The organism is Streptomyces flavofungini, from assembly GCF_041028215.1.
GTDB classification, from domain to species: Bacteria; Actinomycetota; Actinomycetes; order Streptomycetales; family Streptomycetaceae; genus Streptomyces; species Streptomyces flavofungini_B.
The window spans coordinates 1-23320 of the sequence record NZ_JASKYR010000047.1 but is presented as its reverse complement, the minus strand read 5'-3'; the positions used below and the strand labels follow the sequence as shown (position 1 = coordinate 23320).

Below are 23320 nucleotides of genomic sequence, written 5' to 3'. Positions count from 1 at the left end.
GCCTTGGGGGGCTCGGGGCTGTCCGTCAGCAGATAGCTGGTCGTGGCGATGCCGAGCGGTATCGCCACGACGGCCGCCAGGGCCGCCATGCGGTGGGAGAAGACCATGTCCGCGATGGTGCGGGGCGCACCGTCGTGTTCCGATGAGCCGCGGATGAGGAAATCCTCATGAAGACGGGACCGCGCTCCGGGGGTCCGCGGGTACGAGGAGTCTCAGGAGTCGAGGCCGATCGCGAACGCCGCCTCCAGGTCGTGCTGGGAGTACGTGCGGAACGCGACGTGCGTGTCCGTCCCCTCGACGCCGGGGATCTTGCTGATCCGGCCGGGGATGACGTCCGCGAGGTCGTCGTGGCGCGGCACGCGCACCATGGCGATCAGGTCGTAGGTGCCGGTGACGGAGAAGACCTCGCTGACGGAGTCGAGCGCGGCGATCGACTCGGCGATCTCCGGGATCCGGTCCACGCTGGTCTTGATGAGCACGATCGCGGTGATCACGGCTGGCTGTCTCCCTCGATGGCCGGTGCGGCGGTGCTCTTCACTCTAGCCCTCCGCAAACACCACACCCACGCGTAGAGGAACCCGAGCGAGAAGCCCACCAGATGTGCCAGGTACGCCACCCCGCTGCCCTGCCCGTCCTGTCCCGCGGCGAGCCACTGGAGGGCGACCCAGAACGGCAGCACGAGCCAGGCGGGGAAGCGCAGCGGCAGGAAGAACAGGAACGGGTAGATGCTGGTGACGCGCGCCTTGGGGAAGAGGTAGAGGAACGCGCCGAGGACGGCGGAGATCGCCCCCGAGGCCCCGACGAGCGTCTGGTGGGAGCCCGCGTGCGCCGCCGCGTACGAGAGCAGCGCGAGATAGCCGCACCCGGTGTAGAAGAGCGCGTAGGAAAGGTGCCCCATGCGCTCCTCGACCATCGCCCCGAAGACGAAGAGGAAGAGCATGTTGCCGAGCAGATGCACCCAGCTCCCGTGCACGAACAGCGCCGTGAACGGGCCGAGGGCGGCGCTCGGCACGCCGCTGAAGAGCTCGACGGGCACCACGCCCCACCGCTCGAAATAGGCCTGCTGCGCGCCGAGCAGTTCGTTGCCGCGTCCGTAGCCGGGGTTGAGCCCGGAGACCGGTGAGATCACGAACACCAGGCAGCAGGCGGCGATCAGTGCGTACGTCACCGGGGCCGACCGGCCGCCGAGCAGCCGGCCCGCCCTCGTCTTCCATGCGTGGATCATGAACAGAGCATGACGTAGCGGGCGCTACCGGCACAGACCGCCATGCCGGGACGGACGCCGCCGCATGGCGCCCCTTACAGGCCTTAAGGTTGCGGGCAATACGCACCACGGAATACCGCACGAGCACCACGCCACCGAGGAAAGCGATCAGCCACGATGACGGTTCCCCTGCCGACCGCCACCACCCGGTGGCGCTGCACGCTGTGCGGCAATCTCACGCGTTTCGACGTGACCCGCACCTCGAAGGTCGTCGAGTATGTGCATCTCGACCTGGCCGGTGAGCCGAACGTCGAGGAACGCGAGGTGGTCAGTGAGACCATCGAGTCGGTCCGCTGCCGCTGGTGCAACGCGGTGGATCAGGTGGAACTGGTGGACAGGCCGGGCACCGGCTCCTGAGGGAGCGGGGCCCGCACGGCAAGTGGGGTGACGGATGGTGGAGAGCGCAGGCGGGGAGCCGGACGACGGCGCCGCTGAGGTGCTCGACCGTCCGCTGCCGGACGGGGTGCGGCGGCGCGTCGTCCAGATCGTCTCGGACGGCTTCGGCGGGCTGACCCTGGCCGAACTTCCGGCACAGCTCAGACAGTACGCCCGCTTCACGCCCACCCGGCGCGCGAAGTTCGCGGGCAACGCCATGGCGGCGGCCCTGGAGAGCGACACCATCTTCCGGCAGCGCATCGGCGAGCGGCTCAGGGAGTCCCAGGCCGAGCTGGCCGGTGCCCTGGACGCGGGCACCCCGCCGCCCGCCGCCGACCCCCTCGACGTGGCGGCTGCGGCCTATGTGCTGCGCCCCACCGGCTGGGTGAAGCTGGTGACCGCCGCGGGCGAGGAGGCCCAGCGGGCGGACGCCGAGCGCGCGGACGACGAGACCAGGGCCGAGCTCGACCGGCTGCGCGAGGAGCTGGCCGCGGCGCGCGGCCAGACCAAGGCGGAGACCGAGCGGCTCCGCGCCGAGCTGGAATCGGCGCGCAGGGAAGCCGAATCGATGCACCGGAAGCTGCGCGGGGCGCTCAGCGACATCAAGCGGGGCGAGGCCGCGCTGCGCAAGGCCGCCGCGGAGACGGAGACCGTCCGCGCCGAGGGTCAGGCCCAGGTGTCCGCCGCCGAGAGCGAGACGCGGCGGCTGAAGGCACGGCTCGGCGAGACCGAGGCCGCCCTCGAGGCCAGCCGCAGGGCCGCGCGCGAGGGGCGCAGCGTGGAGGACATGCGGGTGCGCCTGCTGCTCGACACGGTCCTCGACGCGGCCCAGGGGCTCCGGCGCGAACTGGCCCTGCCGCCCGTCTCGGTGCGGCCCGCGGAGACCGTGGACGCCGTCGAGCCGGGGCGGATGTCGCCCAAGGACATCGCGGCCCGCGCGCTCTCCGAGAACGACCCGGCGATCCTGGACCAGCTCCTCGCCCTGCCGCAGGCGCACCTGGTCGTCGACGGCTACAACGTCACCAAGACGGGCTATCCGACCATGCCCCTGGACAAGCAGCGGCTGCGCCTGCTCGGCTCGCTCTCGCAGCTCGCCCTGCAGTCCGGCGCCGAGGTCACCTGCGTCTTCGACGGGGCCGAGCTGGCCGCTCCGGTGCTGCTCGCACCGCCGCGCGGGGTCAGGGTGCTGTTCTCCAAGCCGGGCGTGACGGCCGATGAGCTGATCCGTCAGCTGGTGCGCGCGGAGCCGCCGGGCAGGCCCGTGGTCGTCGTCTCGACCGACCGCGAGGTGGCCGACGGGATCGCCAAGGCCGGTGCGCGGCCGGTGGCTTCGGCGGTGCTCCTGAAGCGGCTTTCGCGGAGTTAAAGAGGCTTCCGGCAACTCCTGCGCGCAATGCCCGAATTGGGGGCGCCCGAGGTGCGACGCAGCGTCAGAAGATCATTACGGGCTGTGTGCCGTCGGTAAAATATGCCTCCCGCAACCGATTTTCTGCCCCGGTAATTTGAACTGATCACAAGAAGGTCACTAAGGTCTCGCCTCGAACCTCCGCTCAGTTGATCACCCACACGGGGTGGCGGCGGTGGTACCCGCCCACCGGGTCTCGGTAGGCGGCTGGAGGAAGAAGGAGCCGCCCGCGTGGCGTCCCACCGTCGTCCCAAGCAGCCGAGCCGCACCCGCGTGACCGTGCTCACCGCGACCGCCGCCGCTGCCGTCGCCCTCACCTCGCAGGGCGCCGCCCAGGCCGCGCCGAAGCCGAGCAAGGACGAGGTCAAGTCCAAGGTCGACAAGCTCTACGAGGACGCGGAGCGGGCCACCGACAAGTACAACGGGGCCAAGGAGAAGCAGGAGAAGCTCGAGAAGCAGATCGGCGCTCTCCAGGACAAGGTCGCCGACGGCCAGGAGGAGCTCAACGAGCTGCGGGACGGCCTCGGCTCGATGGCCAGCGCGCAGTACCGCTCCGGCGGCATCGACCCCTCCCTCCAGCTCTTCCTCTCCTCCGACCCGGACGACTACCTCGACAAGGCGTCCACCCTCGACCAGCTCAGCAGCCAGCAGGTCGACGCGCTGAAGAAGATCCAGAAGAAGCAGCGGGACCTCGCGCAGAAGCGCAAGGAGGCCGCGGGCAAGCTGGACGACCTCGCGGACACCCGCGAGGAGCTCGGCAAGAAGAAGAAGGAAGTCCAGGGCAAGCTCGGCGAGGCCCAGAAGATCCTCAACACGCTGACCGCCAAGGAGAAGGCGGACCTGGCGGCCAAGGAGCAGAAACGCGCGAGCCGCGCCGCCGACCAGCGCGCCGACCTCGGCGACGAGGCGCCCGCCTCCGGCCGTGGCGCCGCCGCCCTGAGCGCCGCCGCCACCCAGCTCGGCAAGCCGTACGTCTCCGGCGGCACGGGCCCCAACTCCTACGACTGCTCCGGGCTCACCCAGTGGGCGTACGCGCAGGCCGGCGTCTCCATCACCCGCACCACGTACACCCAGCAGAACGACGGCACGAGGATCGGCCGCGGCGAGCTGAAGCCCGGCGACCTGGTCTTCTTCAACAACCTCGCACACGTCGGCTTCTACGCGGGCAACGGCCAGGTCCTGCACGCCCCGAAGCCGGGCGCCGTCGTCCGCTACGAGTCGATGTCCTACCTCGGCACCTTCCAGTTCGGCGTCCGCGTCTGACCGCTCGCCGGAACCGCCCGAACGGGCGAATCACGGCAACTCCCGCTGACCCCGCGCCCCGTTGATGACCTGCGTCAGAAGCGGGGCGCAGCGCTGTCCGTACCCATTCGGCCGTTGGTTCCGCCCCGGCCGCCCGGCTACTGTCGGCGCGCGTTCCCCCGGAAAGCCGGGGGGCTTCAGCGGAAGGAGAGCGGCGTCCCGTGGGGTCCCACCGCCGTCCCGCACAGCCCGGCACCGACCGGAGCACGCGCGTCACCGTCCTCTCGGCGGCAGCGGCCACCGCTGCCGCGGCCCTGGCCGCCGCACCCGCGGGTGCCGCGCCGCAGGACAAGCCCTCCGACACCAGGGCCAAGGTCGACCGGCTCTACGAACAGGCCGAGCAGGCCACCGAGGCCTACAACGACGCCGACGAGCGCACGGACAGGCTGCGCGGGCAGGTGAAGCGGGCCCAGGACGGCGTCGCCCGCGGCCAGGAGCGGATCAACCGGATGCGGGGCGCGCTCGGCGCGCTCGCCGGGGCGCAGTACCGCGAGGGCGGCATCGACCCCGCGCTCCAGCTCATGCTCTCCTCCGACCCCGACGGCTACCTCGACCGCGCCTCGGTCCTCGACCGCGTCACCGCCCGGCAGGCGAGTGAGCTGACCGACCTCCAGAAGGCCCAGCGCGGCCTCGCCCAGAAGCGCGCCGAGGCCGGGCGCAAGCTCGCCGAGCTGGAGAAGAGCCGCGCCACCGTCGCCCGCCACAAGCGCACCGTCGAGCACAAGCTCGCCAAGGCGCGGCGGCTGCTCAACTCGCTGAACCGGCACGAGCGCGAGGCCTACGACCGGTCCTCGCGCTCCGGCGACCGGGCCGGCCTGCCCGCCTCCGGCGGCGCCGCGTCCGCACGCGCCGCCGCCGCGCTGGCCGCCGCCCGGTCCGCGATCGGCCGCCCTTACGTATGGGGGGCCAACGGACCCGCCGGATTCGACTGTTCGGGCCTCATGCAGTGGTCGTACGCCCAGGCCGGGGTCGGCCTGCCGCGCACCTCGCAGGCGCAGCGGTACGCGGGCCGCCAGGTCTCCCTCTCCGAGGCGCGGCCCGGCGACCTCGTCGCCTACCGCGACGACGCCAGCCACATCGGGATGTACGTGGGCAACGGCCAGGTGGTGCACGCCCCCTACCCCGGGGCGCCGGTCCGCTACGACCCGGTCGGCATGATGCCGGTCTCCTCGGTGACCCGCGTCTGACCGGCCGCCCGCCGCGCCCGCCCCGTACGATCGGACAGGTGGCTGGTCACGGGCGCGGGTCGGGAGCGGTGGCGCTGTGCGTCGCGCTCTGCCTCGCCGTGCTCGCCGGCTGCGGCGGCGATCCCGTCCCCGACTCCGCCGCCGGGGACGTGCGCAGACTCCTGGAGCGCCGGGCGCACGCCGTGCTCGAACGGGACGAGAAGGCGTACGAGCGCACGGAGCGGAGCGCGGCCGACGGGCGCGCTCCCGCCGATCTCTTCGCCAACGTCCGTGGCGTGCCGCTCGACTCCTGGGAGTACCGCCTGACCGGCCTCGACCGCTCGGGCTCCCGGGCCACCGCGCGCGCCGAGCTGAGCTACCGCGTCAAGGGCTACGACCGCGCCCCGCTCACCGCCGAGCGCACGCTCGCCCTGGAGCGGCACGGCGGGCGCTGGTACGTCACCTCCGAGCGGCCCGCGCGGAAGGCGGGCCAGCAGCTCTGGGACCAGGGCCGGGTGCGGGCCGAGCGGGGCGAGCACAGCCTCGTCCTCGGCGTCGGGCAGAGCGCGAAGGAGCGCCGCGTCTACCGTGACCTCGCCGACCGCGCGGTGCCCGCCGTCGACCGGGCCTGGCGGGACAAGTGGCCCGGGAAGGTCGTCGTCCTCGTGCCCCGCACACTGGACGGCATGGCGGGCCTGCTCGGGGCGCCCGCCGCCGGGTACCGGGGGATAGCGGCGGTCACCACCGGCGAGGTGGGCGGCTCGGGGCGGGCCCCGGCGGACCGCGTCATCGTCAACCCCGAGGCGTACGGCGTCCTCGGCGGCTTCGGCAAGCAGGTCGTGCTGACCCATGAGACGGCCCATGTGGCGACCCGCTCCCGTACCTCGGCGGCCACCCCGCTCTGGCTCTCCGAGGGCTTCGCGGACTGGGCGGGCTATCGCGGCAGCGGGCGTACGGCGGCACAGGCCGCGCCCGAGCTGCGGCGCGCGGCACAGGACGAGCGGCTGCCCGGCACGCTCCCCGACGACGCCGACTTCGGCTTCGACGGCGACGCCGAGCGGCTCGCCCAGGCCTACGAGGGCTCGTGGCTGGCCTGCCGGATGATCGCGGAGCAGTGGGGCGAGCGGCGGCTGCGGGAGTTCTACCGGGCCGTGGGCGCCCATGAGAAGCGGGCGGGGGCCGTCGAGGACGCCCTGCGGGACGTCCTGGACACCACACTTGAGGAGTTCACGGCGCGCTGGCGTACGTATCTGCGCTCCGAGCTGCGCTGACCGCGCCCCGCACCGGCCCAGGCGCCCCGCCCCGTGGCTCCGCGGCGCTCCGGCGCCACAGCTCGCGGCAGGCGAGCAGGGCCGCCGCGACGAGCAGGCCGTTGCGCACGAGGAGCAGGGCCACGCCCAGCGGATCGCTGGCCACCACGTGCGAGAACCAGACGGGGAACTCCAGGAACGTCACGAACGTGGCCGCGAGGACGAGCCGGACGGGGAGCCCCATGCCGCTCGTGCGGTACGCCAGGCAGACGGCGGCGATCCCCACCAGCCACAGCATGTACTGCGGGCTGATCACCCGGCTCGTGGCGGTGAAGAGCAGCACGGCCACGAAGGCCGCCTCCGCGAGCGTGCCCGCCGACCAGAGGCGGGCGCGCAGCCGCCACACCAGGAGCCAGCCGAACACGGCCAGGGTGAGCGCCTGCGCCGCCGTGCTGACCAGCGGCACGTACGGGCCGAGGAACTCCACCGAGCCGTAGTTGAGCCGCACCTCGCCCCGCCAGCCCAGGTGCCGCCCCACGTGGAAGACGAGGGCGCCGAGCGACTCCACCTCCGTGCCCCGGTCGCGCTGGAAGGTGAGGAAGGCGAGCGCGCCCGGCATCGCCACCAGGAAGCCCAGCGTGACGCCGAGGGCGGTGACGGCGGCCGCCGTCCAGGACCGCACCGTGGCCCGGCCGCGCGGCGTGCCGGCGAGCAGCAGCACCGGCCAGACCTTCAGGAGCGCGCCGAACCCCGCGAGCGCCCCGAGGACGCGCGGACGCCCGGCCCCGGCGAGCAGCGCGGCGACCGCGACGGCGGTCACGAGGATGTCGTAGCGGGCGTACACGGTCGGCCCGAGCAGCGGCACGCCCACGGTCCACACCACGAGGCCGCGCGGCGATCTGCCGGGACGCCGCCCCGCGTACAGGAGCAGTCCGGAGACGGCCGCGTCGGCGAGGAAGGCCAGGACGAAGAAGGCCGACGGATAGTCAAGGAAGGGCAGCAGAGCGGGGGAGAGGACGGCGAGGGCGGCGCCGGGCGGGTACTGCCACGTGACGTCGTCCAAGGGGAAGGTGCCGGTGCGCAGGATCTCGTACCAGCCCTGGTAGATGACGGAGACGTCGCTGGTCACGTCGGGTCCGGGGGCGGTGAGCAGACGGAGGACGCAGAGCAGCAGGACGGCCCTGGTGAGCCACCAGAAGAGGAGAATACGCGCCATACGCCCGCCCGGCCCCTTTTCGTGCGCTTCAAGGTGTTTCGCTGTGTTTCTCGGCTCATGATGCCGGGCGGCGCGGGCGGAGGGCGAAGAGGCGGGGCCGTCGGCTGCCCCTCTGCCGCCGCTTCGGTACTGTCGGGCACGATGCACAAGACCTTGATCGTGACCAATGACTTCCCGCCCCGGCCCGGCGGCATCCAGGCGTTCCTGCACAACATGGCGCTGCGCCTGGATCCCGAGCGGATCGTCGTCTACGCGTCCACCTGGAAGCGGGGCCGCGAGGGCGCCGAGGCCACCGCCGCCTTCGACGCCGAACAGCCCTTCAAGGTCGTACGCGACCCCACGACGATGCTGCTCCCGACCCCCCGGGTCACCCGGCGCGCGGTCTCGCTGCTGCGGGAACACGGCTGTACGTCGGTGTGGTTCGGGGCGGCCGCGCCGCTGGGGCTCATGGGCTCCGCGCTGCGCAAGGCGGGCGCCACGCGGCTGGTCGCCACGACCCACGGCCACGAGGCCGGGTGGGCCCAGCTTCCCGCGTCCCGCCAACTCCTGCGGCGGATCGGCGAGTCGACGGACACGGTCACCTACCTCGGGGAGTACACCCGGTCGCGGATCGCCGCAGCGCTGACGCCCGCGGCGGCCGGGCGGATGGTGCAACTGCCGCCGGGCGTCGACGAGAAGACCTTCCACCCCGGTTCGGGGGGTGACGCCGTGCGGGCGCGGCTCGGACTGACGGACCGTCCGGTCGTCGTCTGCGTCTCGCGGCTCGTCCCCCGCAAGGGCCAGGACACGCTGATCCTCGCCATGCCGTCGATCCTCGCGAAGTCACCGGAGGCGGTGCTTCTCGTGGTCGGCGGCGGCCCCTACGAGGCGGACCTCCGCAAGCTCGCGGCCGAGACGGGCGTCGCGGGCTCGGTCCGCTTCACCGGGGCGGTCCCGTGGTCGGAGCTTCCCGCGCACTACGGCGCCGGGGACGTCTTCGCCATGCCGTGCCGGACGCGGCGGGGCGGTCTGGACGTGGAGGGCCTCGGCATCGTCTACCTGGAGGCCTCGGCGACGGGCCTGCCGGTCGTCGCCGGTGACTCCGGCGGCGCGCCCGACGCGGTCCTCGACGGCGAGACGGGCTGGGTGGTCAGGGGCGGCGCCCCCGAGGAGGCCGCCGACCGCATCACCACGCTCCTGGCGGACCCGGAACTCCGCTCCCGCATGGGCTCGCGGGGGCGCGCCTGGGTGGAGGAAAACTGGCGCTGGGACCTCCTGGCCGCCCACCTCCGCGCTCTCCTGTAGCCCCCCGGCCTGCGGGCCCTCGTGGGTTGCTCGCGCAGTTCCCCGCGCCCCTTGGGGGGTCGGGCGTTGCGTCTTTGCCTGCGGGCTGTCGTGGGCTGGTCGCGCAGTTCCCCGCCCCTGGGCTTGACGGGGGCGGGCCGGGAAAGCGGGGCGGAGCCTCGGCTTTCAGGGGCGCGGGGAACTGCGCGAGCGACCACGACGCGACCGGCAGCCGCAAGGGAACAGGCCCCCCACGGCGAGTGGGCGGCCTGTCAGGGGCGCGGGGAACTGCGCGAGCGACCACAAGAGAGCGATGGCCGCCAAGGGACACGGCACCCCACGGCCAGTGGGCGCAAGGACCGTCAACGCTACCCGCGGTAAATCGCCTCGATCTCGTCCGCATAATCCTTCGCCACCACATTCCGCTTCAGCTTCAGCGACGGCGTCAGATGACCGGACTCCTCCGTGAACTGGGAACCGAGGACACGGAACTTGCGGACGGACTCCGCCTTGGAGACCGCCGCGTTGCCGTCGTCCACCGCACTCTGGATCGCCGCCAGAAGATCCGCGTCGTCACGGAGAGACTTCGCGGAGGACCCCGCGGGCTTACCGTGCTCCGCCGCCCACCGCCCGAGGAACTCGTCGTCGACCGTGACGAGCGCCCCCACGAAGGGCCGCCCGTCCCCGACGACCATGCACTCGGCGACCAGCGCATGCGCCCGGATGCGGTCCTCGATGACGGCCGGGGCGACGTTCTTGCCGCCCGCCGTGACGATGATCTCCTTCTTGCGCCCGGTGATCCGCAGATACCCGTCCTCGTCGAGCGTCCCGATGTCCCCCGTGTGGAACCAGCCGTCGGCCAGCGCCTCTTCCGTGGCGCCCTCGTTGTTCCAGTAGCGCGAGAAGAGGTGCTCGCCGTGGAGGAGGACCTCGCCGTCGTCCGCGATCCGCACGACGGAGCCGGGCAGCGGCTGCCCCACGGTGCCGATCTTCTGCCGGTCCCACGGGTTGAAGGCCGTGGCCGCGCAGGACTCGGTGAGGCCGTACCCCTCCAGAACGGTGAAACCGATGCCGCGGAAGAAGTGGCCGAGGCGCTCGCCGAGCGGCGCGCCGCCGGAGATCGCGTACTCGCCGCGCCCGCCGAGCACCGCCCGCAGCTTGCTGAAGACCAGCTTGTCGAAGACCTTGTGCTTGATCTTCAGGCCGAGCGAGGGCCCCGCCGCGCTGTCCAGCGCCCGGCTGTAGGCGATCGCGGTGTCCGCGGCCTTGTCGAAGATCTTGCCCTTGCCGTCCGCCTGCGCCTTCGCCCGCGCCGAGTTGTAGACCTTCTCGAAGACGCGCGGCACGCCCAGGATCATGGTCGGCCGGAAGGAGGCCAGCTCGTCGGTGAGGTTCTTGACGTCGGGCGCGTGCCCCAGCTTGATCGGCGCCATCAGCGCCGCGACCTCCACCAGACGCCCGAAGACATGCGCGACGGGCAGGAAGAGCAGGACCGAGCACTCGCCCGTGCGGAACAGGGGCTTGAGGCGCTCCACCACGTTGCCGCACTCCGCGAAGAAGCTGCGGTGGGTGAGGACGCAGCCCTTGGGGCGGCCCGTGGTGCCCGAGGTGTAGACGATGGTGGCCGGGTCGTCGGCCTTGGCGGCGGCGCTGCGCTCGTCCACGGTGGCGTCCGGCACGTCGGAGCCCGCGCGGTGCAGTTCCTCGATGCCGCCCGCGTCGATCTGCCAGAGGTTCTTCAGGGCGGGCAGCGTCTCGCGCACCGACTCGACGGCTGCGGTGTGCGCGTCCAGCTCGACGACGCAGGCGACGGCGCCCGAGTCACCGAGGATCCACTGGATCTGCTCGGCGGAGCTCGTCTCGTACACCGGCACGGTCACCGCGCCCGCGCTCCAGATGGCGAAGTCGAGGAGGGTCCACTCGTAACGGGTGCGGGACATCAGGCCGACCCGGTCGCCCGGCCGGACCCCGGAGGCGATGAGGCCCTTGGCGGTGGCGCGGACCTCGGCGAGGAAGGTCGTGGCGTCGACGTCCTGCCACCGTCCGCCGACCTTGCGTCCGATGACGGCGACATCCGGATGCTGCGCGGCGTTTCTGCGGACGATGTCGGTCAGATTGCCGTCCGCGGGGACCTCGTACAGGGCCGGAAGGCTGAACTCGCGCAAGACTGCTGCTCCTACATAGGGCGCCGGCGCCACGACGTCGTGTGCTGCGACGGTGCGGTCCAAGATCGGGCAGGTGCTCAGTCGAGTGGGGGGCCGAGCACTACTGGACTGCCCGGACGTTACCCATGGGTATGGCTTGTTCGGTAGGGGGTCGGGCCCAGATGTTCGGTGCGTCACACGCCGTCGTGGTCTGCGTCGCACAGTACGCCACCGGCTTCCCGACTCGGAAGTAACCGCAGGTCCGGCCCCGGGGATGGGGCCCCTACCCTCCGCGGGACGGCCGTCCTAGGGTGATCGGCATGCCAGCTTTCCGGGTCAACGTGGTCAGTGACGTGCACGGCAACGCGGAGGCCCTCGCCCGCGCGGGCGAGGGCGCCGACGCGCTGGTCTGCCTCGGTGACCTCGTACTCTTCCTCGACTACGCCGATCACTCGCGCGGCATCTTCCCCGATCTCTTCGGCGCGGGGAACGCCTCCCGCATGGTGGAGCTGCGCACCGCGCGCCGCTTCGACGAGGCCAAGGAGCTCGGCAGGCGGCTCTGGGCGGGCGTCGACCGCGCCCCGGCGATCGAACAGGCGGTACGCAGGCAGTACGCCGAGCTGTTCGCCGCCTTTCCGACCCCCACCTACGCCACCTACGGGAACGTCGACATGCCCGTCCTGTGGCCGGAATACGCCGGTCCCGGTACGACCGTCCTGGACGGAGAGCGCATCGAGATCGGCGGCCGGGTCTTCGGCTTCGTCGGCGGCGGCCTGCGCACCCCCATGCGCACGCCGTACGAGATCAGCGACGAGGAGTACGCCGCCAAGATCGAGGCGGTCGGCGAGGTCGACGTGCTGTGCACGCACATCCCGCCGGACGTCCCCGAGCTGCTGTACGACACGGTGGCCCGCCGCTTCGAGCGCGGCAGCCGGGCGCTCCTGGACGCGATCCGCTCGACCCGGCCGAGGTACGCGCTCTTCGGCCACGTCCACCAGCCGCTCGTCCGGCGCATGCGGATCGGCGCGACGGAGTGTGTGAACGTCGGGCACTTCGCCGGTTCCGGCAGGCCCTGGGCCCTGGAGTGGTGAGCCCGGGACGCGCGGTAGCCTTCACGCGGTGGACACCACCTCGGACATCCCCTTGTACCGGACCGCATCTGGAGGAGCCACGGCCATGGCCGAACACACCAGCTCGAGCATCACGATCGAGGCGGCACCGGCCGAGGTCATGGCGGTGATCGCCGACTTCGAGCGGTACCCGGACTGGACGGGCGAGGTGAAGGAGGCCGAGGTCCTGGCCACCGACGAGCGGGGCCGCGCCAAGGAGGTCCGCCTCGTCATGGACGCGGGCGCCATCAAGGACGACCAGACCCTCGGCTACACCTGGACCGGCGACGACGAGGTCAGCTGGACCCTCGTCAAGTCGCAGATGCTGCGCTCCCTGGACGGCACCTACCTCCTGAAGCCCGCCGGTTCCGGCACCCAGGTCACCTACCGGCTGACCGTCGACGTCAAGATCCCCATGCTCGGGATGATCAAGCGCAAGGCGGAGAAGGTCATCATCGACCGCGCCCTCGCGGGCCTGAAGAAGCGCGTGGAATCCGGCGAGTAGCGGGACCCGGTGTGCCGGTGAGCGGATCGCACTGACGTACCGTTCACCCTTATGCGCACCCTCCTCGTCACCGGCCCCGGCGGCTCCGGAAGGACCACCGTCGCCGCGGCCGCCGCGCTCGCGTCGGCACGGGCCGGGCAGCGGGTCCTCGTGCTCTCCGCCGACCGCGGCGACACCCTGGGGGCGGCCCTCGGCGGGCCGGAGGCGCACCCCGGGCTCACGGCACGCCACCTCACGCCCGACGCCCGCTTCCGGGACGATCTGGTGGCCCTGCAGGAACGTGCCGCCTCCGCGTTCGAGCTCCTCGGCGCCGACCGGATCGACGGCGAGGAGCTGACCCCGCTGCCCGGCGGCGAGGAGCTGGCCCTGCTGCGCGCCCTGCGCGACGCCGCGCGCGGCACCGCTCACGACACCGTGGTCGTCGATCTGCCGCCCGCCCCCAGGGCCCTCGCCGTCCTCGCCCTGCCGGAACAGCTCCGCCGCTATCTGCGCAGACTGCTCCCGCCGGAACGGCAGGCGGCCCGCGCCCTGCGCCCCATGCTCGGCCGTCTCGCGGGCGTCCCGATGCCCGCCGCCTGGCTGTACGAGACCGCCGCCCGCTGGGAGCGCGAACTGGCCGCCGTACAGGCCGTCGTCGAGGACCCCGCCACCACCGTCCGGCTGGTCGCGGAGCCCGGCCCCGCGGGCGCCGACGCCGTCGCCGAGACCGTCACCGGACTCGCCCTGTATGGGCTGCGCACCGACCTCCTGCTCGCCAACCGCGTCCTGCCCGACGCCTCGGCCGACACCTGGCTCGCCGCGCTCCGTGCCCAGCAGGACAAGACGCTGGCCGAGTGGGAGACCGCGTACGGCCCCGGCCACGGAGTCCGCCGGGTCCGCCACCTCGGACCCAACTGGTACGCGTGCGTCATGGGCACCGCCGTCGTCGCCAACGCGGGCGCCGCACTCCCCTACCGGTTCACCGGCCTCCGTACCGCCTGCACCGCCGTCTGGGCGCTCTCGCTCGTCCTGCTCGCGGTGCTGCTCGCCGCCCGTGCCGCGCACTGGGCGCACCACCGCGACCAGGCCCGCGCCCACCTCCTCGACCCGGCGGTGGCGCCCTTCTACGGCTGCCTGTCCATGGCCCTGCTCGCGGTGGGCGCGGGCACACTGCTGGTCGGCGAGGACTGGATCGGCACCGGCGCCGCCCTCGCTCTCGACGCCGTCCTGTTCACCCTCGGCACGGCCATCGGCCTGGCGGCGGCCGTCGCCGTCCCGTACCTCATGGTGGTCCGGCACCGCGTCACCGCCGACCAGGCGTCGCCGGTCTGGCTGCTGCCCGTGGTCGCGCCGATGGTGTCGGCCGCCGTCGGCCCGCTGCTCGTCCCGCACCTGCCCGCGGGCCAGGCACAGCAGACGCTGCTCCACGCCTGCTTCGCGATGTTCGGCCTGAGCCTGCTCGCCACCCTGGTGATGCTGCCGGTGATCTTCACCCGCCTGGTGACCACGGGGCCCCTGCCGCTCGCGCTCACGCCCACCCTCTTCCTGGTCCTCGGCCCGCTCGGCCAGTCCACCACCGCCACCGGCAAACTCGCGGATGTCGCGCCCGGCGTCGTCCCCGCCCCGCTCGCCCACGGCTTCCTCGCCCTCGCCGTGCTCTACGGCGTGCCCGTGATGGGCTTCGCCCTGTTCTGGCTGGCCCTGGCGGCGGCGCTCGTGCGACGCGCCCGCCGCGAAGGCATGCGCTTCGCGATGACCTGGTGGGCGTTCACCTTCCCGGTGGGCACCTGTGTGACGGGCGCCGAGGGCCTCGCCGAGCACACCGGCCTCGCGGCGTTCGACTGGCTCGCGACCGGCCTCTTCGTCCTGCTTCTCGCGGCCTGCGCGGTGGCTCTGGCGAACACCCTGCGCGGCGTCCTCAACGGCTCGCTGCTCGCAGCGCCGCGCCGAGCACCGCGGGCGCCCGCAGCAGCGAAGGCCCGTACCACGTGAGGTGCCTGCCGCTGACCAGGGCGACCGGCAGGGACGCGGGGAAGGCCTCCGGGCCGTCGTCGGCGGTGAAGCGGTACGGCTCGTCGGGCAGGACCAGCAGATCGAGGCCGCCCTCGCACAGCTCGCCGATCCCGACCCTCGGATAGCGCTCGGCGTGCTCCGCGTAGGCGTTGTCGACACCGAGGCGCGCCAGGACGTCACCCGCGAAGGTGTCGCGGCCGACGACCATCCAGGGCCGCCGCCAGATCGGCACGGCCGCCCGCAGCCGGGCCGCGGGAGCGGGCAGCCCCCGCCACACCGCCTCGGCCTCCCCGAGCCAGCCGGGGTCGTCCGCGCCGCAGGCCGCGAGGACCCGCCGCAGCTCGGCGAAGGCCTGGGGCAGTGTGCGGACCTCCGTGACCAGGACCTCGACGCCCGCATCGCGCAGCGCCGCCAGGTCGGGGGCGCGGTTCTCCTCCTCGTTGGCGATGACCAGGTCGGGGGCGAGGGCGAGAACGCGGGGCACGTCGGGGTTCTTCGTGCCGCCCACGCGGGCGACGCCGAGGTCCGCCGGGTGGGTGCACCAGTCGGTCGCCCCGACCAGCGCACCCGGCGCGCTCACGGCGACCGCCTCGGTCAGCGAGGGCACGAGCGAGACGACCCGCAGCGGGCCGCGGCCGGACGGCACGTCAGCGCCCTCCGTCGTCCACCGCCTCGATGTGGTCCCCGACGGCGACCACCAGGACCCGGGTGTCCGGCACGGTGGCCCGCCACCGGTGGCGCACCCCGCCGGTGAGGAACAGCGAGTCGCCGCGCCCGAGGCGGTAGGCACGGCCCTCCGCCTCCATCTCGACGGCGCCCTCGATGACGTACATCAACTCGTCGTTGCGGTGCTGGAATTCGCGGCCCTCGTCGTGGTCGCCGATGAATTCCAGGGCGTGCAGCTGGTGGTGGCCGCGCGCCAGCTCCCGTACGCGCGCCTCCGGGGTCGAGTGGTCCAGGTCGGTGTCGTCCTGGGCGCGCACGACCTCGACGGTGCGGGCGGGGTCGGCGGCGGCGAGGAGCTCCACGTCGGTGGTGCACAGAGCGTCGGCGACCCGTTGCAGGGAGCGCATGCTGGGCCTGGCGCGTTCGTTCTCGATCTGGCTGAGGAACGGCACGGAGAGGCCGCTGCGCTCGGCGACGACGGCCAGGGTGAGCTCCAGCTGCCTGCGGCGGCGCCGCACGGCCGAGCCCACCCGGAGGGTCTCCTTGTGCTCGTCCATCGCCTCGGCTCCCTTCAGCGCATCGGTCCACTCTCAACCCTGAGGGGTTGTCTGCACCCTACGCATGTTCGCCGGACGGTTCTGCCCCGTTGCCGGGACCGCCCGTCCCCCGCCTTCGGCCCACGGCCGCGGAAACACTCCGCGCGCCGACCCTACTTCCCGAGTTCGCGCCAGTAGAGCAGTTGTCCGGACTCACCCGGCGCGGACCCCTCGGCGGGCACGAAGAGGCTCATGAGCAGAGCCGGTTCGCCCCGTGGGTCGGTCAGCAGGGTCGCGGAGGGGTTGGCGAAGGCACGGCTGCCGCCGTGGGTGCGGATGTCCAGCCGGTCCGCGCGTCCACTCGGGGGATCGTAGGCGTACGTGGACCAGGTCCCGAAGTCCCCGCGCCGCCCCTGCCCCTCGATGAGGACCACCCGCTGCCCGCCGAGCTCGACAGGCGCGCGGTCGCCGATGTTGCCGCCGTTGCCCCGGGACCGCACCGCGCGGTCGAGCCGCCGGTCGGGCTCGGCGTGCCAGTGCCGGAAGCCGGTGAGCGTGGCGCGGAGCTGGCGGTCGGTCCCCGGTGAGCTGGATGGTCGCGCCGCGCACCGCGGTGACGCCGGGGGTGCCCTCGGCGCAGCGCGACAGGGTGCGCGGCGCGTCGAAGGAGTGCCGGGCGCGGCCCGCGAGCAGCGCGGCGGCGTCCTCGTACGCCCGCACGGCGATGTGGTTGCGGGGGTCCTTCTCATAGGCGAGGACGTAGCCGCCGCGGCCGTCGTGGGCGAGCGCTGGCGGCGCTGCCAGTGGCGCAGGTCGGTGGAGGTGGCCACGGCGGCGTGGAAGCGGCCGTCGGCCAGGAGCGTGTGGTAGACGGCGAGGTAGCGGCCGTCCTGGGCCTGCTCGATCTGCGCGGCGTCCATGGTGCGCCCGGTGTCGTCCCGCGCGTCGTAGCGGTGTCCGTCGGCGGCGGTGACGTCCCCGGCGAGCGCGGCGAGGCGCGCGGTGCCCGCTGAGGCGGGGCCGGCGTCCGCCCGCGCGAGGTGCGCGACGAGCAGCGAGGCGGCCAGGGCGAGGGCGGCGGCGAAGTAGAGGCGGGCCGTCCTTGGCTGCCTGGCGGAGGTCACGGGGTCTCGCGTTCGGGTGTTCGAGAGGGGCGGGCGGACTCCGTCGAGATTAGGCACCGCGGGCGCCCGCCGGAACGCCGGAAGGGGTGGGCTTCGCCACAAGGCGACGCCCACCCCTTACTGCGGTCGGTCTCTCGGCCGGTCTACTTCGCGGAGGTCATCTTCTCCTCGAAGCCCGGGTTCTTCTTGAGCCAGGCGTCGACGGCCTTGGGCTCGTTGTTCTTGCCCGCCTTGTTGATCTCGTTCTCCAGGGAGGCCAGCTCCTGCTCGCTCATCTTGAAGTTCTTGAGCCACTTCGTGAGCTGCGGGTACTGCTCGGGGAAGTCCTTGCTGGAGAGCGAGCGGATCGTGTTGCCCTTGCCGAAGCCGCCCTTGGGGTCCTTCAGCTTGGTCAGCTTGTACTCGTTGTACGACCAGTGCGGCGACCAGAGCAGGACCGCGATGGGCTCCTTCTTGGAGTAGGCGGTCTTCAGCTCGGAGAGCATCGCGGGGGTGGAGCCCGCGGCGATCTCGTACTCGTCCTCCAGGCCGTAGCCCGGCAGGACCTTGTCCTTGAGCGCCTGCATCACGCCGGTGCCCGGCTCGATGCCGATGATCTTGCCCTTGAACTTGTCGCCCTTGCCCTTGAGGTCGGCGAGCGACTTCACGTCCTTGACGTAACTCGGGACGGCGACTTCGAGGGAGGTCGGGCTGTACCAGGACCCGAGGTCCTTCAGGTTCTCCTTGTTCTTGTCCCAGTACGACTTCTGGGCGGTGGGCAGCCACGCGTCGAGGTTGAGATCGAGGTCACCCTGGGCGAGACCGGTGTAGGCGGGGCCCACGTCGGCCGGCGTCAGCTCCATCTTGTAGCCGCGCTTCTCCAGGACGCGCTTCCACAGGTTGGTGACGGCGATGTTCTCGTCCCAGGCGAAGTACGCGGCCTTCAGCGGACGCTTGGTCTCCTCGCTGCCCGTGCCCTTGGGCAGCGGGGCCAGCTTGTCGACCACCTTGGGGTTCTTCTTCAGCCAGGTGCGCACGGCGTCCTGCTGCTTGCCCTTGCCCGCCTTGTTGATCTCCGCCTCAAGGCTGGTGAGCTGCTTCTCGTCCATGGTGAAGTTCTTGAGCCACTTGGCGACCTGCGGGTTCTCCTTCGAGAAGCCCTTGCGCGCCAGCGAGTGCACGCCGTCGCCCTTGCCCCAGGCACCCTTCGGGTCCTTGAGCTTCTTCAGGTCGAAGTCGTTGTACGCCCAGTGCGGCGACCAGAGCGGGACGACGATCGGCTCCTTCTTCGCGTACGCCGCCTTCAGCTCGGACAGCATCGCGGTGGTGGAGCCGTCGACGACCTTGTACTCCTTGTCGAGGCCGTACTCCTTGAGGACCTTGCTCTTCAGGAGCTGCATCTCACCGGCGCTCGGCTCGATGCCGGTGATCTTGCCGTCGAACGTGCCGCCCTTGCCCTTGAGGTCCGCGAGCGAGTCCACGTCCTTCATGTACGAGGGGACGGTCAGCTCCAGGGACGTCTGGTCGTACCAGGCGCCGAGGTCCTCCAGCTTGTCGCCGTACTTCTTCATGTACGTGGCGTGCGTCGTCGGCAGCCACGAGTCGGTCTGGAAGTCGACGTCGCCCTGGGAGAGCGAGGTGTAGAGCGGCCCGGCGTCCAGGAGGCTGGCGTTCACCTTGAAGCCGCGCTGCTCCAGGATCTCCTTCCAGAGGAAGGTGGAGGCGATGCCCTCGTCCCAGTTGATGTAGCCGATGTTGATTTCCTTGCCCTGGCCGACGTCCTTCGAGGCGGCCACGGACTCGGACTTGCTGGAGCCGAAGATGCCCATGCCGCCCGCGACGAGCGCGAGGACGACGACGCCGACCATGGCGACGACGGGCCGGGGGCGGTAGTTCCAGATGTTCAGCCCCTGCGCGGCCCGCAGCTTGGCGAGCGCGCGGCGGCCGAGCGGCGAGACCTGGCCGCCCAGGCCGCTGGTGACGCGGTCCAGGTAGATGGCGAGGATGACGATGGAGACGCCCGCCTCCGCGCCGAGACCGACGTCGAGCTGGCCGATGGCGGCGTTCACGTCGGCGCCGAGACCCGGGGTGCCGACCATGCCGGTCAGGGCCGCCATGGAGAGGCCGAGCATGATGACCTGGTTGACACCGGCCATGATCGTCGGCAGCGCGAGCGGCAGCTGGACGCGGAAGAGGGTGTTGCGGGGCGTAGTGCCGAACGCGTCGGCCGCCTCGACCAGTTCCTTGTCGACCTGGCGGATGCCGAGCTCGGTCATGCGCACCCCGGGGGCGAGCGCGAAGACGATCGTGGCGACGATGCCCGCGGGGGCACCCATCCGGAAGAACAGCAGCGCCGGGATGAGGTAGATCATCGCGGGCAGCGTCTGCATGAAGTCGAGGACCGGGCGGACGATGCCGCTGACCGTCTTGGAGCGGGCCGCCCAGATGCCCACGGGCACGGCGATGACCAGCGCCACGAAGGTCGAGACGAGCACCAGGGACAGCGTCATCATCGCGTTGTCCCACAGTTCGAGGGAGACGATGAACGCGAAGCCCGCGAACGCGAGCACCCCGCCGAGCAGTCCGCGCAGCCAGAACGCGATGACGGCGAGGATGCCCGCCATCAGCAGCGGCTCGGGAGCGGAGAGGACGTCGAAGACGCCGTCCCACATGTTCTGGAAGATCGTCTTGATGAACGAGAACAGCCAGTCCATGTGGGTTCTGAGCCACTCGACCGAGTCATTGACCCAGTCGCCGAAAGGAATCCTAGGCACCGCTGCTCACCTTGCCCACGCTCTTGCCGCCGTCTTCACCGGCGGCTTCTTCCTGAGCGGGTACGGAGGCCGCTTCTTCCTGGTCGGGTATGGAGGCCGCGTCCCGCGGCTCCGCCCCGGTCTCCGACTCCATGGGCTCACCGAGCACCGCGAGCAGCCTGGCCCGCGGCACCACACCCACGAGTCCGCCGTCGGCGTCGGTCACGGCGACCGGCACCTCGCTGGTGGAGCAGGGGGTGAACAGGTCGATGATCGGGGTGTCGACGGAGACCGTCGCGGGCGCGTCGGCCTGCGCGAAGCCCTCGTGAGGGTCGGCCATGATGGCGCCCGCGGTCAGGACCCGGGAGCGGTCGACGTCCTGCGTGAACGCGGCGACGTACTCGTTGGCCGGGGTGACCAGGATGTCCTCGGAGGTGCCGATCTGGACGATGCGGCCGTCGCGCATGACGGCGATCTGGTCGCCCAGGCGCATGGCCTCGTTCAAGTCGTGGGTGATGAAGACGATGGTCTTCTTCAGCCGCTTCTGGAGCACCAGGAGCTGGTCCTGCATGTCGCGCCGGATCAGCGGGTCGAGGGCGCTGAACGACTCGTCCATGAGGAGCAGGTCGGCGTCGGTGGCGAGCGCGCGGGCGAGGCCCACCCGCTGCTGCATGCCGCCGGACAGCTCGTCGGGCCAGGACTTCTCCCAGCCCTTGAGACCGGCGAGCTCCAGTGCCTCGGTGGCGCGCTTCTCGCGCTCGGCGCGCGGGACGCCCTGCACTTCGAGGCCGTATCCGGCGTTCTCCAGGACGCTGCGGTGCGGGAAGAGCGCGAAGTGCTGGAAGACCATGCTGATCTTCTTGGAGCGCACCTCGCGCATCTCACGGGCGCTCAGCTCGGTGAGGTCCTGGTCGTCGAAGCGGACGTGACCGGCCGTCGGCTCCGACAGCCCGTTGAGCATGCGCAGCAACGTGGACTTGCCGGATCCGGAGAGACCCATGACGACGAAGATCTGGCCCGGCTCGACCTCGAAGGAGGCGTCGATCACGGCGGCGGTGGTGCCGTCGGCGCGCAGCTCCTCTCGGTCTGCTCCGTGGCGGAGTCGCTCCACCGCGTCATCGGGTCGTCTGCCGAACACTTTGTACAAGTGCTCGGCCTGCAGCCTGGACACATACACCTCTCGGGTCGAACCAAGACGGCCCGCCTCCCCCGCCGGCGGGCCGTGGAGCGCGGTGGCTTCGGGCCACTTACCCGATCGAAATGTTGAAAATACGACCGGCCTCGCTCCGGCTGCGCGCCTGCCCACACGCATTCAGGCCAAACACAAGAGTGACCCAGCTCACAACCGTTGCGTCCTCGGCACCGACACACACCATGCGCAACGCGGGCACCCTCCGCCCCCGGCGCCGTCCGGGCGGCTGTCAGTGGCGTGCGGCATGATGCGCAACGTGACTCAGCGAACACGACGGCTCATGCTCCTCGACACGGCATCCCTGTACTTCCGGGCGTACTTCGGCGTCCCGGAATCGGTGAAGGCCCCCGACGGCGCCCCGGTCAACGCCGTGCGCGGGCTCCTGGACTTCATCGCCCGCCTCGTCCAGGACCACCGCCCGGACGACCTGGTCGCCTGCATGGACGCTGACTGGCGCCCCGAATGGCGCGTCGAGCTGATCCCTTCGTACAAGGCGCACCGCGTCGCCGAGGAGACCGAGCAGGGCCCGGACGCCGAGGAGGTCCCCGACACCCTCGCGCCCCAGGTGCCGGTGATCGAGGCCGTCCTCGACGCGCTCGGCATCGCCCGCGTGGGCGTGACGGCGTACGAGGCGGACGACGTCATCGGCACCTTCACGGCCCGCGCGGCGGGCCCGGTCGACATCGTCACCGGCGACCGCGACCTGTACCAGCTCGTGGACGACGCGCGCGGCATCCGCGTCCTCTATCCCCTCAAGGGCGTCGGCACCCTCCAGCTCACCGACGAGGCCTGGCTGCGCGAGAAGTACGGCGTGGACGGCTCCGGCTATGTCGACCTCGCCCTGCTGCGGGGCGACCCGAGCGACGGCCTGCCCGGCGTGCCCGGCATCGGCGAGAAGACCGCGGCGAAGCTTCTCGACGCCTTCGGCGACCTGGCCGGGATCATGGCCGCGGTCGACGACCCGAAGTCCCGGCTGACACCGTCGCAGCGCAAGCGGCTCGACGAGTCCAGGGCCTATGTGGCGGTCGCGCCGAAGGTCGTCCGGGTCGCCGCCGATGTCCCGCTGCCCGAGGTCGACGTGGCGCTGCCGCGCACACCTCGCGACCCCGCCGCCCTCGACGAGCTCGCGCAGCGGTGGAATCTGGGCGGTTCGCTTCAGCGCCTGGTCGCCACACTCCAGGGGTGAGGTGTTAGCTTAGGTAAACCTAAGTAGCTGTTGAAGGGGAGGCCGTCGCCATGGCAGAACGTCCCGCACGCCAAGCACCGAAGACTCACGTCGGGCGCGTCGTGCGCACCGAGCGGCTGACCCCGCACATGCAGCGCGTCGTCCTCGGCGGCGACGGCCTCGCCGAGTTCACGGCGGGCGACTGCACCGACCACTATGTGAAGCTGCTCTTCGACGCCGAGGGCGTCACCTATCCCGTGCCGTTCGACATACAGCGCATCCGCGAGGAGTTCCCCCGCGACCAGTGGCCGGTGACCCGGACGTACACGGTGCGCCGCTGGGACCCCGAGGCCCGCGAACTGACCGTGGACTTCGTGGTGCACGGCGACGAGGGCCTCGCGGGACCCTGGGCGCGGGACGCCGAGGCCGGTGACACGATCCGCTTCCTCGGCCCCGGCGGCGCCTATGCCCCCGAGGCCGACGCGGCCTGGCATCTCCTCGCGGGCGACGAGAGCGCGCTGCCCGCGATCGCCGCCGCGGCCGAGGCGCTGCCCGAGGGTGCGATCGCCCATGTCTTCGTCGAGGTCGAGGGCCCCGAGGAGGAGCAGAAGATCGAGACGAGCGTCCCGGTCGTCTGGCTGCACCGCGCGGGCCGTCCGGTCGGCCGCGCGCTGGTCGAGGCCGTGCGCGCGCTGGACTTCCCCGAGGGCGACCCGCTCGCCTTCGTGCACGGCGAGGCGGGCTTCGTGAAGGAGCTGCGCCGCTACCTCCGGGTGGAGCGCGACATCCCCCGCGACCGCCTCTCGATCTCCGGCTACTGGCGCCTCGGCCACAACGAGGACGGCTGGCAGGCGTCGAAGCGCGAGTGGAACGCGCAGGTGGAGGCGGAGCAGGAGCCCCACTCGGCGTAGGAC

Annotated in this window: 20 protein-coding genes and 1 pseudogene; 11 read left to right on the top strand and 10 right to left on the bottom strand. The window is 72.0% G+C overall.

Annotation, left to right across the window (positions count from 1 at the left end; translation table 11 throughout):
* The 3 genes and pseudogenes from AB8Z36_RS05860 to AB8Z36_RS05850 all read right to left on the bottom strand — a co-directional run.
* Positions 1 to 116: pseudogene (locus AB8Z36_RS05860) on the bottom strand (small hydrophilic protein); the annotation flags it as partial.
* Positions 117 to 212: 96 nt separating this feature from the next.
* Positions 213 to 494 (bottom strand): Lrp/AsnC family transcriptional regulator, encoded by a 282-nt coding sequence (locus AB8Z36_RS05855; RefSeq protein WP_055566223.1) that lies wholly within the window; start codon positions 492 to 494, stop codon positions 213 to 215.
* Positions 491 to 1225, bottom strand: a complete 735-nt coding sequence (locus AB8Z36_RS05850) for a rhomboid family intramembrane serine protease (protein WP_369212092.1) — start codon at positions 1223 to 1225, stop codon at positions 491 to 493. The genes AB8Z36_RS05855 and AB8Z36_RS05850 overlap by 4 nt, the downstream gene beginning before the upstream one ends.
* A gap of 156 nt (positions 1226 to 1381) precedes the next feature.
* Here AB8Z36_RS05850 and AB8Z36_RS05845 point away from each other — a divergent pair, with 156 nt between their 5' ends.
* From AB8Z36_RS05845 to AB8Z36_RS05825, 5 genes are all read left to right on the top strand, one after another.
* Positions 1382 to 1621 carry a hypothetical protein gene (locus tag AB8Z36_RS05845; RefSeq protein WP_369212091.1) on the top strand — a complete coding sequence of 80 codons (240 nt, stop codon included), beginning with the start codon at positions 1382 to 1384 and terminating at the stop codon, positions 1619 to 1621.
* 34 nt (positions 1622 to 1655) lie between these two features.
* Complete coding sequence (locus AB8Z36_RS05840; protein ID WP_369212090.1) at positions 1656 to 3005, top strand: NYN domain-containing protein; 1350 nt, start codon at positions 1656 to 1658, stop codon at positions 3003 to 3005.
* 270 nt (positions 3006 to 3275) lie between these two features.
* Positions 3276 to 4307, top strand: coding sequence for a C40 family peptidase (locus AB8Z36_RS05835; protein WP_369212089.1), 1032 nt, complete (start codon positions 3276 to 3278; stop codon positions 4305 to 4307).
* Positions 4308 to 4507: 200 nt separating this feature from the next.
* Positions 4508 to 5533 (top strand): C40 family peptidase, encoded by a 1026-nt coding sequence (locus AB8Z36_RS05830; RefSeq protein ID WP_369212088.1) that lies wholly within the window; start codon positions 4508 to 4510, stop codon positions 5531 to 5533.
* 38 nt (positions 5534 to 5571) lie between these two features.
* The gene (locus AB8Z36_RS05825) at positions 5572 to 6783 is read left to right on the top strand and encodes a hypothetical protein (RefSeq protein WP_369212087.1); all 1212 of its coding nucleotides are present in this window, start codon (positions 5572 to 5574) and stop codon (positions 6781 to 6783) included.
* Here the strand turns inward: AB8Z36_RS05825 and AB8Z36_RS05820 are convergent.
* The gene (locus AB8Z36_RS05820; RefSeq protein ID WP_369212086.1) at positions 6740 to 7978 is read right to left on the bottom strand and encodes a glycosyltransferase 87 family protein; all 1239 of its coding nucleotides are present in this window, start codon (positions 7976 to 7978) and stop codon (positions 6740 to 6742) included. The genes AB8Z36_RS05825 and AB8Z36_RS05820 overlap by 44 nt on opposite strands.
* Before the next feature lie 141 nt (positions 7979 to 8119).
* On the opposite strand from AB8Z36_RS05820, the gene AB8Z36_RS05815 reads away from it, so the two are divergent.
* Positions 8120 to 9262: a glycosyltransferase family 4 protein gene (locus AB8Z36_RS05815; protein ID WP_369212085.1), complete on the top strand. Its 1143-nt coding sequence runs from the start codon at positions 8120 to 8122 to the stop codon at positions 9260 to 9262.
* Between the two features lie 347 nt (positions 9263 to 9609).
* On the opposite strand, the gene AB8Z36_RS05810 is transcribed toward AB8Z36_RS05815, so the two are convergent.
* The gene (locus tag AB8Z36_RS05810) at positions 9610 to 11406 is read right to left on the bottom strand and encodes an AMP-dependent synthetase/ligase (protein ID WP_369212084.1); all 1797 of its coding nucleotides are present in this window, start codon (positions 11404 to 11406) and stop codon (positions 9610 to 9612) included.
* A gap of 299 nt (positions 11407 to 11705) precedes the next feature.
* On the opposite strand from AB8Z36_RS05810, the gene AB8Z36_RS05805 reads away from it, so the two are divergent.
* The 3 genes from AB8Z36_RS05805 (at position 11706) to AB8Z36_RS42260 (ending at position 14970) form a co-directional block, all read left to right on the top strand.
* The gene (locus AB8Z36_RS05805) at positions 11706 to 12476 is read left to right on the top strand and encodes a metallophosphoesterase family protein (RefSeq protein WP_369212083.1); all 771 of its coding nucleotides are present in this window, start codon (positions 11706 to 11708) and stop codon (positions 12474 to 12476) included.
* An 85-nt stretch (positions 12477 to 12561) separates the two neighbouring features.
* Entirely contained in the window at positions 12562 to 12999 is a 438-nt protein-coding gene (locus AB8Z36_RS05800; protein WP_369212082.1) for an SRPBCC family protein, read from the top strand.
* Between the two features lie 51 nt (positions 13000 to 13050).
* Complete coding sequence (locus tag AB8Z36_RS42260; RefSeq protein ID WP_440581860.1) at positions 13051 to 14970, top strand: ArsA-related P-loop ATPase; 1920 nt, start codon at positions 13051 to 13053, stop codon at positions 14968 to 14970.
* Here the strand turns inward: AB8Z36_RS42260 and AB8Z36_RS05785 are convergent.
* From AB8Z36_RS05785 to AB8Z36_RS05765, 5 genes are all read right to left on the bottom strand, one after another.
* A complete protein-coding gene (locus AB8Z36_RS05785; protein WP_369212094.1) occupies positions 14897 to 15616 on the bottom strand; it encodes a helical backbone metal receptor in 720 nt (239 codons plus the stop codon). The two genes, AB8Z36_RS42260 and AB8Z36_RS05785, sit on opposite strands and share 74 nt — an antisense overlap.
* Before the next feature lie 22 nt (positions 15617 to 15638).
* Positions 15639 to 16214, bottom strand: coding sequence for a helix-turn-helix domain-containing protein (locus tag AB8Z36_RS05780; protein WP_369212081.1), 576 nt, complete (start codon positions 16212 to 16214; stop codon positions 15639 to 15641).
* A 152-nt stretch (positions 16215 to 16366) separates the two neighbouring features.
* Positions 16367 to 17317: a hypothetical protein gene (locus tag AB8Z36_RS05775; RefSeq protein ID WP_369212080.1), complete on the bottom strand. Its 951-nt coding sequence runs from the start codon at positions 17315 to 17317 to the stop codon at positions 16367 to 16369.
* Between the two features lie 143 nt (positions 17318 to 17460).
* A complete protein-coding gene (locus AB8Z36_RS05770; protein WP_369212079.1) occupies positions 17461 to 20070 on the bottom strand; it encodes an ABC transporter permease/substrate binding protein in 2610 nt (869 codons plus the stop codon).
* Positions 20063 to 21220, bottom strand: a complete 1158-nt coding sequence (locus AB8Z36_RS05765; protein WP_369212078.1) for a quaternary amine ABC transporter ATP-binding protein — start codon at positions 21218 to 21220, stop codon at positions 20063 to 20065. Before AB8Z36_RS05765 ends, AB8Z36_RS05770 begins: the two co-directional genes overlap by 8 nt.
* A 268-nt stretch (positions 21221 to 21488) precedes the next feature.
* Between AB8Z36_RS05765 and AB8Z36_RS05760 the strand changes: the two genes are divergently transcribed.
* Positions 21489 to 22427, top strand: a complete 939-nt coding sequence (locus AB8Z36_RS05760) for a 5'-3' exonuclease (protein WP_369212093.1) — start codon at positions 21489 to 21491, stop codon at positions 22425 to 22427.
* Between the two features lie 50 nt (positions 22428 to 22477).
* Complete coding sequence (locus AB8Z36_RS05755; protein WP_369212077.1) at positions 22478 to 23317, top strand: siderophore-interacting protein; 840 nt, start codon at positions 22478 to 22480, stop codon at positions 23315 to 23317.
* Positions 23318 to 23320: the final 3 nt, after the last annotated feature.